This is a genomic window from Myxococcus sp. MISCRS1, assembly GCF_026626605.1.
In the GTDB taxonomy this organism is placed as follows: Bacteria; Myxococcota; Myxococcia; order Myxococcales; family Myxococcaceae; genus Myxococcus; species Myxococcus fulvus.
On the sequence record NZ_JAPNKB010000001.1, the window covers coordinates 5,769,994 to 5,782,709 of the forward strand.

Consider the following 12,716-nt stretch of genomic DNA (forward strand, 5'->3'; position numbering starts at 1 on the left):
GGGCGGAGAGGGCAGGGGACGGCGAACGACGGTGAGTTCAGGAGCCGCAGCTCACGGTGAAGTCGCGCGTGCCGGTGGCGTAGTTGCTCAGCTTCAGCCCGGACGGCTCCGGGGAGATGCTGGGCGCGGAGCCGTTGTCGCACTTCAGGCCCGACTCGGCCACCGCGCTGATCTGCAGCTCGGTGTTGCTGGGGATGCCGGACACCGTGAAGGAGCAGCGGTTGCCGCGGCTGGACTTCACCATGCCGTGACCCAGGCCGTCGGTGGGCGTGCTCGCGTGAGCGACCACCACGCGCAGCTGGTCACACGGGTTGCCCGCCTGGGCCAGCCCGGTCTCCGGCAGCTTGATGACCCCGGCGACGTTGGCGTTGCCCTCGCGGCTCCCGCCGCCTCCCGTGGTGGCACAACCAGTGGCGGCGAGCATCAAGGCGGCAACGGCGATGCGATACATTTTTTCCTCAATTCATGGGGGAAGGAGAAGGCGGCTCGGTCGCCGCACAGACGACCTACGTCGCGCGCCCATTACAATTGCGACGACATTTCATTCCATCCATTTCGCTCGCACGCGAGGTGCCGGGTTTTCTCCAAATCGCGCGGAAGTCCGTGCGGTTCTGGACGCGGCGTCGACGGGCGGTGCGACCGGGCGTGCGGTTCGATGAGTCTTCTTCATCGCTCGAATCAAAGACAGACATGGTGCCCGTCCCTGGGATGGTTGGACGTCCCAGGAGCGGACAGGATTCCCATGTTTGGGAATGCACGAACGCTCGTGCCCCGCGCGGAGCGTGCGGCCGGGACGCAGTCCCTTTGTCTGCTGCCGGACAGCGCTCGCGCCCCCACGGTTCAAGGCGCGAGAGAGGAGACGCGCATGTCGATGCAGAAGCAGGAGACGACGCAGTCGTGGTCGGGGCTGGGCGTGGGGACGGACCGGAAGTCCTTCCTGGCGGCGGTGTCCGCGCAGCTGCCGGACTTCGAGGCCGAGCGCGCGGCGGAGGCGGTGTTCTGTGGCCTGTCGGAGCTCTTGTCCGACGGGCTGATGCGGCAGCTGCGCGAGCAGCTCCCGGAGGACGTGCGGGGAATGCTGGATGCGTGCCCGCGTCATGCGCGGGAGGGCGGCAAGGTGGACCGGGATGACTTCTACCTGCAGGTGGCCAACCACCTGAACGCCGAGCCGGAGACCGTGAGGCTGGTGCTGCACGGCGTCTTCGCGGCGCTGCGGGCCCAGCTCACCGAGCAGGAGGCGGGCAAGGTCGAGGGCCAGCTCCCCCGGTGGCTCCAGGGCACGTGGGCCGCGGCGAAGCTGGGCATCGACCGGCCCTCGTGAGCGCGGCCGAGGGGCGGGGCTCGTGCTCCCCCCGAGGCGTCCGGACCCTCGCGGCCCGGACGCCTCGCGCGCGTCCCCTAATAGGTGCCGCCAATCTGCAGCGTCCCCATGTAGCGGCCGTCCAGGGCGTTGGGCGTCGCGGAGGTGGGGGCGAAGCCCTGGTCGAAGAGGAAGTTGTAGCTGACGCGCGCGTCGGCGGTGATGAGCTTGTTGACCTGGTAGCGCAGGCCCAGGCCCGCGGGCACGTAGCCGCTGGTGTCGTCCTCGAAGCCGAAGAGGCGGCCCTGCGCGTCGTGGCGGATGTTGTAGTCGTCGATGCCCAGGCCCGTCACCGCGTAGGGCTGCAGCCGGGTTTCGGTGAAGTTGCCGACGACGAGCGCCTGGCCTCCGCTGCGCACCACGTCCGGGCCGCTGCCCAGGCTGCCGCCGCGGCCGTTGCCGTCGATGTCCACGTCATTGACGCTGCCGTTGTAGCCGAGCTCCACCGCCATGAAGGGAATGGGCCGGTAGCCCACCGCGGCCCCGTAGGCGAACCCCGCCTCCATGCGGGGCGCCAGCTGCCCGGTGTAGCCCTCCGCGCCGCCGCCCAGCTGCGCGTACAGCCCGGTGTCGGCGCGCTGGGACTCCTTCTGCCGGCGCGGCTCGTCCTCCCGCGAAGGCTCCACATAGCCCTGGGCCCGCTCCGCGCTGGGGCGGAAGTCCTCCTGGGCCGCCACGGCGCATCCCCACAGCGCCCCCACACATCCCGCGATACGCACGAAGGTCTTCATGTCGGACTCCTTTCCAAGCGTCCGGAAGGCAACGTGACGTCCTCATTCCTCCCCGGCATGGTCCCGTGGGGAGGCGCGGGCGGAGGGCGGGCGCGTCGGCCGTCCCCGCGTCCCACCCGGGCGGGCGGGGCGGGCGGGCTTGGCGCCTCAGGGCATGGCGCCGATGAGCGCCTCCATCGCGCCGCGCGCCTGCACCAGGCCGTGACCGTGCTCCGTGTCGTAGCCCGCGGGGCCCAGGTCCTTCGCGCTGGACTGGAGCGCGGCGCGCACCTGGGCGGGCGTCGCGCCGGGGCGGGCGCTGAACAGCAGCGCGGCGATGCCGCTGACATACGGCGTGGCCATGGAGGTGCCGGACATGTACGCGTAGTCCACCGGGCGCAGCGTCAGCCGCGTGGTGGCGCCCAGCTGCCGGCCCATCACCGTGCTCGCCGCCTGGGTGATGGTGACGGCGGGCACCCACGCGCCGTGCTGCGGGACGGAGAGTATCTCCGCCCCGCCCTCCGCCAGCTCGCTGGCGAAGATGACCGCGCGCGCGCCCTGCTTCATCACGTTGACCATGGCCCGCTCCGGCCTCACGTAGGGGTGCGGGTGCAAATAGGCGATGAAGCCGTCACAGCTGCTGTCCTCGCCGCACGAGTCCAGCGTCCCGCCGTGCCCGCAGTCCACCAGCGCGCCCCAGGTGTTCCCGGTGGGTGCGTACAAGAGGGAGCGCGACGCGGGCCGGGCCCGTCCCAGCTCCAGCTGCGCGAACGAGCCCAGGCCCCGGGGGAAGGTGGACAGCACGTCCACGCCCGGCGCCATCAGCGCCAGCCGCTCGCCATGGGAGGAGAAGTACACGCGCCGGTCCAGGTCATCCACCGCGCCCACCGCGAGCACGGACGGGTCCGACGCCGGATAGGACACCAGGAACTGGCCCTCGTTGCCCGCCGCCGCCACCACCAGCATCCCGCCGTCGAGCGCGGCCTTGAAGATGTCCTCGGACGTGAAGGTGGCCAGGCCTCCGGCCAGCGACAGCGAGGCGACCCGGGCGCCCTGGCTCATGCACCACTCGACGGCCTCGAGCACCACGCTCATGTTCGTGCGGCCGTTCAGGTCCAGCACCCGCGCCACGAGCAGCTGGGCCCCCGGCGCCACGCCCATCAGCCCGCTCTCGGTGAGCACCGGTCCACCCTGGCCCCCCATGCCCGCCCGGGCCGCGATGATGCCCGCCACGTGTGTGCCGTGGCCGGTGCCCCAGCGGCCCTCCTCGCCGTCCGTCGCGTCGTCGTCACCGTCCAGGAAGTCCCGCGCCGCCACCACCGCGTCGCGCAGCTCCGGGTGGTTCATGTCCATGCCGCTGTCGATGACGCACACGCGCACGCCCGCGCCCGTCACCGCGCCCGGGTCCGGTACCCCGTCCCCGTCCCGGTCCCACACCTCGAGCGCCTGCACCCGCTGCAGCTTCCCGGTGTAGTCGCCGGTGCCGCTCGCGCCGAGCCCGACGCGCGTCAACGCCCCCAGCGGCAGCGCGCCGAGCCCCGTCGCGCGCAGCTCCGCGTCCGGCTCGATGCTCTCCACCGACGGGTCCAACGCCAGCGCCAGCCGCTCCTCGGGCGTCACGCGCGCGGCCAGCGCGGGCGCGTGGCGGAAGCTCGCCGTCACCCGGCCTCCCAACTGGTGCACCCGCGCCGCCGTCACGCTCCGGGCCTGGCGGTAGCGGATGATGACCGGCTCCCGCCCGTCGTCCTCCGAGGCGACCTTCTGGGTCGTCCGGGGCTCCTGGGGCAGCGCTCCGGCATTGATGCCGGGGCAGACATTGCGCAGGGCGTCCCGCTGCTCCGAGTCGTCCGGCATGCACCCCGCCAGCACCATCAGCCCGATGAATCCCCAGCGCTTCATGAGCCACTTCCTTCCGTCGCCATCCCGGGCGACCTCGCGGGGCCCGGCCGGAGGGCTTCCAGCCGGACGACCCCACCAGCCCCCAGGGAGTGCATCCCTCCCCCGGGCGGCAACGGCGCTCGAAGCCCGCCGCCGACGGGAGGTGCGTGGGTTCACATCCGGACCGCGCCGCGTGTCTCAAACTGGCGTCCGACCCCGACCGCCCCTGGGAGCGGCTGTCCCGAAACCCGCCCTCCTTGCCCACCTCCACGCGGAGGGGAGGACCCCGTGGCGCCGGGCGGACGCAAGCCCCGGGGCGGGGGCAGAGGGCGCCGTCACGCTCCTTTCTGCCCCACCGGTCTGACACCCGGAGGGGGAGCGGCCGGCTTTCTGTTTCGGGCCCGTGCGGTGTCCGACAGAGGCGAGGGAGCCCCCGGAGCTTGCTTCCGTGTGTGTCCGGGTGCTTCGCTGCCACGTGAAGCCATGAGCACCGAACCTACAGAGTCCTCCCGTTTCCTCGGGCGCTACGAGCTCGTCCACCCCCTGGGCCAGGGCGGCATGGGCGAGGTGTTCCTGGCGAAGATCAGCGGCGCGGCGGGCTTCGAGAAGCCGTGCATCGTGAAGACCATCCTCCCGGCGCTGCTGAAGGACCGGCAGTTCCTGGACCGCTTCCACCATGAGGCCAAGGTGCTGGTGCACCTGGTGCACTCGTCCATCGCCCAGGTCTACGACATGGGGGAGACGGACGGGACGTACTACATGGCGCTGGAGTACGTGGCCGGCGTGGACCTGGCGTACCTGCTGGAGCAGGCGCGGGTGCAGGGCGCGCAGGTGCCCGTGCCGGTGGCGCTGTTCCTGGGGCAGCGCATGGCGGAGGGCCTGGGCTACGCGCACCGCAAGGTGGGGCCGGACGGGGTGCCGCTGGGCATCGTCCACCGCGACGTGTCGCCCCACAACGTCATGGTGTCGTACGAGGGCGAGGTCAAGGTCATCGACTTCGGCCTGGCCAAGTCCGCCGCGCGCAGCAAGTACACGCTGCCCGCCACGGTGATGGGCAAGCTGGGCTACATGTCGCCGGAGCAGGTGCGCGCCGAGGCGCTGGACCACCGCAGCGACATCTACTCCTGCGGCGTGGTGCTCTGGGAGATGCTCGCCGGCCGCTCGCTCATCCCCCACGGGACGGTGGGGGAGATGATGGCGGCCATGTCCCATCCCACGGTGCCGCCGCTGACGGGGCTGCGCGGGGACGTGGACGAGGCGCTGGACGCGGTGGTGCGCCGCGCGCTGGCGACGAAGCCGGATGAGCGCTACTCGCGCTCGGACGAACTGGCGCGCGCGCTCAACGGCGAGCTGGTGCGCTCCGGCGCGGCGGTGGGCGCGGAGGAGGTGGGCCACTTCGTCCGCGCGCTGTGCCCGGAGGCCTTCGCGGCGCAGCGGCAGCTCATCTCCAAGGTGACCTCGTCCTCCAGCCACCGCCGAACCCCCGCGCCCATCCCCCTGGTCGCCGGCGGCACGGGCGCGTACGGCACGGGGCCTCAGGAGGTGGAGCCCGCGGGCTTCGAGCCGACCCTGATGCGCAAGCAGGACACGCCGTCGGGGGAGAAGCAGGTGGCCGGCATGGCCCGCCCGGACGTGCCCGGTCACGGCGAGTCGATGGCCACCGACGCCACCACCCTGCGCTCCGGCTCGGACCCCGGCGCCGCCACGGCGAGGACGGCCGTCTTCGACGGGGCGACGGGGAGCACGCCGCGCCCTGCCGGCGCCGAGGTGTCGGCCTCCGGTCCCCGGGCCGCGAAGGCGTCCGGCTCCGGCCCTCGCTTCTCGGGCAACACCTCGGTGCTCCCGCCCCAGGCCGAGAGTGCCTCGGGCTCGGGGCCCCGCGCCGCCGCCCCGGAGGAGCAGGCCCCGGTGCGCCCGGTGTCTTCGTCACGGGAGCAGGTGCCCGTGCCCGCGCGGAGCGACGAAGGGCGTGGTCGCAAGGGCCTGTTCGCGTTGGTCGCCGGCCTGGTCGTGCTGCTGATGGTGGGCACCGCGGTGACCACGGCGCACTTCATGCGGCCGCAGGGCCCGCCGCCCGTGGACGCCCCGCCGCCGCCGCCGCCGGGGGGCCTGGCCGGGAGGGACGCAAGGCCTCCGCCGCCGGGGCAGCCCCCTCCCCGGGAGCCGCCGCCCACCACGGCCCCGGTCATCGAGCAGACGCCTCCGCCCGCCACCGCCCAGGCGCCGACCCAGCCCGAGCCGACGACCGTCCCCAAGAAGCCGACGCCCAAGCCGGACAAGGTCGTCACGGCGCCGCCCAAGCGCCCCACCCCTGCGCCCAAGCCGGTGCCAGAGCCGGACAAGGCGCCGCCGGTGGAGCCCGTCGTGGCCGCCAACACCCCCGCCTTCGGCTACTTCGCGCAGGTGCTGCCGCTGACCGCCGATGACGGTACCTTCCTGGTGAGGGGGGCCCGCGCCAGGGCCTTCCAGACGGGCATGGACGTGAAGGTGGTGGGCGACGCGACGTCCGATGGACAGCGTCCGGTGCTCGGCACCGCCCGGGTCGTCGCCACCGACAGGCGGCAGGCCCGCCTGAAGCTGGCCAAGGACGTCAAGTCCGCCCCGAAGCTCTACGCCGCCGTCCCCGCGGAGGACCTGTACTTCGGAGAACCCACCGAGCGGGGCGTGGAGCCCGCGTCCGCCACCGCCCCGCCCCCGAAGTCCGGCGCGTTGACGGGACACATCTCGAAGCGCGACCCCCTGATTGGCGCCACCTCCTACACGGTGAACAACGCCGACGAGTTCGAGTGGACCGACTGCGTCCTCGTCATCGAGACGCGCCAGCGCGCGACCCTGGGAGAGGTGCCCGCCTACTCGAAGCGAGAGGTGAAGCGCTTCAGCAAGCCCCAGACGCAGCAGGTGCCCCCCGCGGGCAAGGCGGGCGTGTACTGCAAGGAGGGGACGCTCTTCTCGACGGTGAAGTGACGCCTTCCGGGCGCTACGGCCTGCCCGAGCGCTCCGCGGCCACCGGACAGTCCGCCACGACCTCGCGCACGTCCTCGCGCCCTCCGCGCGCCTCGCGCACGGCCCGGCTCAGCGACGTCTTGCACTCCCACGTCACGTCCCGCGTGCCGTGGCAGCAGTGCCAGCCCGTCAGCGTCCGCCCCAGGTACTTGAGCATCTCCGCCCGCGTGGGCGTGACGAGCAGCCACACCGCGCCCGCGATGAGCCCCAGCCAGGGCAGCTGCGCGCCCAGCCCCTTGAGCCGCGCCGAGGCGCCCGCCGTCACCGGCTCCGCGTGCACGCCGAGCCAGGTGTCCAGGGGACGGCGTTGCAGCACCGGGGTGATGAGCAGGTCCACCGGCGTGGTGAGCGCCCGGGCCAGGGCGCGCGGCACCCCGGGCGCGCGGCCCATGTGCACCAGCCGCACCCCGAGCAGCTGCCGCCACAGCGTCCTGCCCCAGATTCCGCCCACCGCCGACACCGCCAGCCAGGCCAGCAGGATGGCGACGAGCATCGCCACCGGGGTCCGCTCGTGCTCCAGCGCCCGCAGCGCGGCCCAGCCCACCAGGGCCGCCGTCGCCAGGTCCAGCACGTCCGCCACCCACAGGTGCCACTGGTACCGCGCCTCGGTGGTCACCTTGTCCGTCGAGAACAACGCCCCGTCGCTCATCCGCCCACGCTCCTCGGGGCGCCGAGCATAGACCTTCGCCCGGCCCCGCGGGGGACTGACGCGCCTGCCTTCCTCGCGCGGGTCCCCGTCCGGAAGCAGTCGTCCGTGTGCGTGACGCCGGGCGGGAGAGCGGGCGCCCACGGGCCACCCTGGGGCGACCGGGGGACGTGACTCCTGTCTGTTTCCCGCAGTGGCGCCCCGGGCCCCTGGCTCCCATCTTGGGTTCAGCGCGATGCGGCGAGGCCCCCGCCACCACCGGGGCCTCGAAGCGCGGCGCGGACGCCACGTCCCCGGTCCTCCGGGGTGCGTGGCTCCTCAGGTGCCGACAGGTGGTGGCGTACGAGGCGACAGCGGCGGGGGGAAGTTTGGGAGTCGTGGGGGGGCAGGTGGTCCCCCGCCGCTGTCGCCGAGGCCGTTGGCGGCCAACGTTCCACGCCGGGTGAACGCCCGAGGTTTGGCCTCGGGGGCGATTCTGCCGGACACTGTGGCCCGTCATGGGCATTCCAGGGCATCGGCTCCGCGCGGCGTCGCGCGGGCTCGGGGGGTTCGTCTTGCTGGCTGGGCTCGTCCTGGCATGGCCGGGCCTTGCCTTGGACCCGCAGCGCTGGGTCTCCCAGTACAGCCAGGACTCGTGGCGCAGCGATGACGGGCTGCCGCAGAACAGCCTGCTGTCGATGGCGCAGACGCGGGACGGCTACGTGTGGCTGGGCACGTGGGAAGGCCTGGTGCGCTTCGACGGCGCGCGCTTCGTCGTCTTCGACAAGCGCAACACGCCGGAGCTGCGCAACCACACCATCAAGGCGCTCGCGGAGGACGCGTCCGGCGTGCTGTGGGTGGGCACGGACCAGGGCCTGGTCTCATACGTGGACGGCCGCTTCGAGCGGGCCCCGGGCGCCTCGGCCCCGCTGGAGGGCTTCCGCGTGGAGCACCTCATCGTGGGCGAGGGCTCCCTGTGGGCGGGCACCTCGGGCGGGCTGTGGCAGGTGCCGCTGGGCGAGGGCGTGGCGCGGCAGTACACGGAGGCCGATGGCATGCCGGGCATGTCCATCACCGCGCTGGCGCGGGGCGGCGGGGACAACCGGCTGTGGGTGGGCACCAAGACGGGCCTGGCGCTGCTGGAGGGCGGCCAGGTGCGGGGCCTGCCCTTCCCGATACCCGGCGGGGACGTGCGCTCGGAGGTGACGTCGCTCTTCCAGGACGTCACCGGCACGCTGTGGATGGGCACCGAGGCGGGGCTGGTGTCGTGGAACGGCACGCTGGCCCGGCGCTTCAGCACGTCGGACGGGCTGCCGGCCGTCGTCACCGCGCTGCTCGCGGACAGCCAGGGCAACCTCTGGGTGGGCACGCGGCGGGGCGGACTGCTGCGGCGCGAGGCCGCGGGCTTCAGCGCGCCGCTGCATGGCGCGGGGCTGGTGGACGCGGAGGTGCTGTCGCTGCTCGAGGACCGGGACGGCTCGCTGTGGGTGGGCACCTATTCGGGCCTGTTCCGCCTGCGCGACGGCCCGTTCGCGACGTTCGGCGCGCCGGAGGGCCTGAGCAACGAGACGGTGAGCACGGTGCTGGAGGACAAGCACGGCACGGTGTGGCTGGGCACGGTGGGCGGCGGCCTGTTCTTCCTGCGCGACGGGCGCATCCACCGCATGGACGACTTCGAGGGCGGCACGGACCCGGTCATCACCGCGCTGCACGAGGCGCCGGACGGGACGCTGTGGGCGGGCTCGAAGGCGGGCGCGTTCCGGTACGACGGGCACCGCTTCGCGAAGTCCTCGCGGGTGCAGGGGCTGCCGGACGACGTGGTGACGTCCATCCTGGTGGACTCGCGGGGCACGCAGTGGTTCGGCACGCGCAAGGGCCTGGCGCGGGTGCGCGGCGGCGACGTGACAGTGTTCGGTCCGAAGCAGGGGCTCTCCTCGCCCATCATCGTCATGGCCGAGGACGCGTCCGGGGCGCTGTGGCTGGGCGCGGACAGCGGGCTGTGGCGCTACGAGGAGGGCAAGGGCCTGCGGCGCTTCACGGCGAAGGACGGCGCGCCGGGCGAGGTGGTGCTGGCGCTCCTGGCGGACCCCGACGGCACGGTGTGGGTGGGGACGGAGACGGGACTGGGCCGGTGGAGGGACGGCACGTGGTTCCGCTACACGGTGTCGCAGCACGGCCTCTACGACGACGCGGTGTTCAGCATCGTCTCGGATGGGGACGAGCACCTGTGGATGAGCAGCAACAAGGGCGTGTCCCGGGTGTCGCGGCGCGAGCTGGAGGATGTGGCGGAGGGCAAGCGCACGCGGCTGGCGGTGATGGGGTTCGACCAGACGGACGGCATGCGCACCGCGGAGTGCAACGGGAACACGCAGCCGTCGGGGTGGCGGGGCCGGGACGGGCGGCTGTGGTTCACCACCATCCAGGGCGCCATCGTGGTGGACCCGGTGCGCGTGCGCGCGACGCGGCAGCCTCCCGAGGTGCGCATCGAGGAGGTGCGGGTCAACGGGAAGCTGGTGTCGGCGCCAGGCCCGGTGGAGCTGCGGCCGGACGACTCGCGGCTGGACATCCGCTTCACGGCCTTCACGCCGGGGGACGCGGTGCGCGTGCCCTTCCGCTACCGGCTGGTGGGTCATGACGACGGCTGGGTGCGCGCGGAGATTCGCCGGGCCACGTACACGGGCCTGCGCCCCGGGCGCTACCTGTTCCAGGTGCAGGCGGAGCTGCGCGACGGCGGGTGGACGGAGCCCGTGTCGCTGGACGTGGTGCTGGAGCCGAGCCTGTGGCAGCGCACGGAGTTCTGGGCGCTGTTCGTGCTGGGCATGGGGATGCTGGGCGTCAGCGTGTATCTGCTGCGCGTGGGGCAGCTGAAGGCGCGCGAGCGGTGGCTGGAGGCGCGCGTGCAGGAGCGCACGCGGGAGCTGGCGCGCGCGAACGAGGAGCTGGAGGCCAACGTGCGCACGCTGCGGCAGACGCAGGCGCAGCTGGTCCAGGCGGGGAGGATGGCGGCGGTGGGCCAGCTCGCGGCGGGCGTGGGGCACGAAATCAACAACCCGCTGGCGTACATCGTGTCCAACCTGGAGCACGCGAGCGAGGAGTCGGACATGCTCGCCCGCGAGCTCGGCGAGACGCGCGCGGCGGGGACGCGGCTGCGCGAGGTGGGGCAGGCCCTGCGCGAGGCCCTGCACGGCGCGGACCGGGTGCGGCGCATCGTGCGTGACTTGAAGACCTTCTCCCGGCCGGACGACGAGAAGCAGGGGCCGGTGGAGCTGGGGGCGGTGCTCGACTCGGCGGTGAAGATCGCCATGGGCGAGCTGCGGCCGCGCGCGAAGCTGGTGCGCGACTACGGGGACGTCACGTGGGTGGAGGGGAACGAGGCGCGCCTGGCGCAGGTGTTCCTCAACCTGCTCATCAACGCGGCGCAGGCGCTGCCGGAGGGTCGCGCGGAGCAGAACGAGGTGCGCCTGGTGACGCGCGGGGGCGCGGACGGCTGGGTGGTGGCGGAGGTGCGCGACACGGGGAGCGGGATTTCGCCGGAGTCGCTCGGGCGCATCTTCGACCCGTTCTACACGACGAAGCCGGTGGGCGTGGGCACGGGGCTGGGGCTGTCGTTGTGCCACGCGTACGTGACGGCGATGGGCGGCACCATCTCCGTGGAGAGCGAGCTGGGCAAGGGCTCGGTGTTCCGCGTGTCCCTGCGGCGCGCGAGGGCCCCGGGCGCGGGCGTGGCCGTGGATGCGCGGCGGGGCGGCGGCTGGTCCGCGCGTGGGCCGGGTGAGCGCGCGTCGTCGCCCACGGGCTATCCGACGGTGACCGACTCGCGGCGGTCCACGACGGAGCCTCCGGCCTCGACGGTGGCGCACGAGGTGTCGAAGCCCGCGGGGGACCCGCCGGCCAGCATGGCCAATCACACCTTCGTGGACGCGAGGGCCGTCTCCGAGCGTGCGTCCGCGCCGAGGTTCTCCGAGTCGTCTCCGGGCGACAGGGCCAGCACGGGGCACACGCCCGCGCCGAGGTTCTCCGAGTCGTCCCCGGACGACAGGGCCAGCACGGGGCACACGCCCGCGCCGAGGTTCTCCGAGTCGTCCCCGGGCGACAGGGCCAGCACGGGGCACACGCCGGCGCCGGTTCGCGAATCCTCCACGGAGGACCGTGTCGCCGTGTCGGGCCTCGCTCCGTCCTCGGCGCCAGGCCCCCGGCCATCGACGGAGCGCTCCTTCGCGCCGTCGGACGTCAGCGCCATCGCGCACCGTGCCTCGGAGGTCGCGGGCGCGACGACGGGACGCACGTTCGTGACGGGACACCTCCCGGCCGTCGAGCCCTCCTCGGGCATGCGGTCCGCGTCGGAGCCCGCGTCACCCTCGAGGTCCGTCTCGGGCTCGAGTCCGCTCGCGGAGGCGAGCTCGTCCCCAACCCGCGCGTCGGTGGAGCCCACGTCGTCCGCGAAGCCCTCCTCGGGGGCGGGCCCGCTCGTGGAGGCGAGCCCGTCTCCGGTGCGCACGTCGGCCGAGCCCGCGTCACCTGTCGTGAGCCCGTCCTCCACGCTGGCCACCAGCGCGGCGGGCCCCGCGTCTGCCCTCCCCGCGACGGTGGCCTCCGCCAGCGCCATGGACTCCTCCTCTTCACGCCCCGCCCCAGGTGGCACCGAGGTGTCCATGTCGAGCCCGCCTCGAGGCCCCACCCAGGACGCCCCTCCGGGCGCGCGTCCCGCCGAGTCCGAGCCCGTCGTGCCGCAGGCCCGCGGCCGTGTGCTGGTCGTGGACGACGACGCGCTGGTGAGCGGCGCCATCCGGCGCACGCTCTCGCGCGAGAACGACGTGGACGTGGTGGTGAGCGCCCGGCAGGCGCTGGAGCGGCTCAGCGGACCGGAGCCCCGTCACTACGACGTGGTGCTGTGTGACCTGATGATGCCGGAGATGACGGGGATGGACCTCCACGAGGCGCTGGGGCGCGCGGCGCCGGCCGTCGCGGAGCGGATGGTGTTCATCACCGGCGGCGCCTTCACGCCCACCGCGCGCACCTTCCTGGAGCGGGTGGAGAACCCGCGCGTGGAGAAGCCGTTCGACCCGGAGTCCCTGCGCGCGCTGGTCCGCTCGGAGGTGGCCCGGGCGCGACGCGAGGCCGCGGGCCGGGCCGCCTGAGC

7 protein-coding genes are annotated in these 12,716 nt (G+C 73.5%); 3 read left to right on the forward strand and 4 right to left on the reverse strand.

All coding sequences use genetic code 11. From position 1 onward, the window contains the following. Positions 1–37 precede the first annotated feature (37 nt). A complete protein-coding gene (locus OWM54_RS22875) occupies positions 38–451 on the reverse strand; it encodes a hypothetical protein (protein WP_223750493.1) in 414 nt (137 codons plus the stop codon). Between the two features lie 414 nt (positions 452–865). Between OWM54_RS22875 and OWM54_RS22880 the strand changes: the two genes are divergently transcribed. After that, positions 866–1,321, forward strand: coding sequence for a DUF2267 domain-containing protein (locus OWM54_RS22880; RefSeq protein WP_267698854.1), 456 nt, complete (start codon positions 866–868; stop codon positions 1,319–1,321). A gap of 77 nt (positions 1,322–1,398) precedes the next feature. On the opposite strand, the gene OWM54_RS22885 is transcribed toward OWM54_RS22880, so the two are convergent. Together OWM54_RS22885 and OWM54_RS22890 are read right to left on the reverse strand one after the other, a co-directional pair. Next, complete coding sequence (locus tag OWM54_RS22885; protein ID WP_267698855.1) at positions 1,399–2,091, reverse strand: hypothetical protein; 693 nt, start codon at positions 2,089–2,091, stop codon at positions 1,399–1,401. A 147-nt stretch (positions 2,092–2,238) separates the two neighbouring features. After that, positions 2,239–3,969 carry a S8 family serine peptidase gene (locus OWM54_RS22890; protein WP_267698856.1) on the reverse strand — a complete coding sequence of 577 codons (1,731 nt, stop codon included), beginning with the start codon at positions 3,967–3,969 and terminating at the stop codon, positions 2,239–2,241. A gap of 462 nt (positions 3,970–4,431) precedes the next feature. On the opposite strand from OWM54_RS22890, the gene OWM54_RS22895 reads away from it, so the two are divergent. Then, positions 4,432–6,912 (forward strand): serine/threonine protein kinase, encoded by a 2,481-nt coding sequence (locus OWM54_RS22895; protein WP_267698857.1) that lies wholly within the window; start codon positions 4,432–4,434, stop codon positions 6,910–6,912. Between the two features lie 13 nt (positions 6,913–6,925). Here the strand turns inward: OWM54_RS22895 and OWM54_RS22900 are convergent, their stop codons facing one another. Continuing rightward, positions 6,926–7,600 carry a hypothetical protein gene (locus tag OWM54_RS22900; protein ID WP_267698858.1) on the reverse strand — a complete coding sequence of 225 codons (675 nt, stop codon included), beginning with the start codon at positions 7,598–7,600 and terminating at the stop codon, positions 6,926–6,928. A gap of 494 nt (positions 7,601–8,094) precedes the next feature. Between OWM54_RS22900 and OWM54_RS22905 the strand changes: the two genes are divergently transcribed. Next, on the forward strand, positions 8,095–12,714 hold the full coding sequence (locus tag OWM54_RS22905; RefSeq protein WP_420715341.1) for a two-component regulator propeller domain-containing protein: 4,620 nt from the start codon (positions 8,095–8,097) through the stop codon (positions 12,712–12,714). Positions 12,715–12,716: the final 2 nt, after the last annotated feature.

Bases quoted from the DNA above. Each gene is read 5' to 3' on its own strand.
- OWM54_RS22880 (WP_267698854.1), top strand. From the start codon at position 866: ATGTCGATGCAGAAGCAGGAGACGACGCAGTCGTGGTCGGGGCTGGGC.
- OWM54_RS22875 (WP_223750493.1), bottom strand. From the start codon at position 451: ATGTATCGCATCGCCGTTGCCGCCTTGATGCTCGCCGCCACTGGTTGT.
- OWM54_RS22895 (WP_267698857.1), top strand. From the start codon at position 4,432: ATGAGCACCGAACCTACAGAGTCCTCCCGTTTCCTCGGGCGCTACGAG.
- OWM54_RS22905 (WP_420715341.1), top strand. From the start codon at position 8,095: ATGGGCATTCCAGGGCATCGGCTCCGCGCGGCGTCGCGCGGGCTCGGG.
- OWM54_RS22900 (WP_267698858.1), bottom strand. From the start codon at position 7,600: ATGAGCGACGGGGCGTTGTTCTCGACGGACAAGGTGACCACCGAGGCG.
- OWM54_RS22885 (WP_267698855.1), bottom strand. From the start codon at position 2,091: ATGAAGACCTTCGTGCGTATCGCGGGATGTGTGGGGGCGCTGTGGGGA.
- OWM54_RS22890 (WP_267698856.1), bottom strand. From the start codon at position 3,969: ATGAAGCGCTGGGGATTCATCGGGCTGATGGTGCTGGCGGGGTGCATG.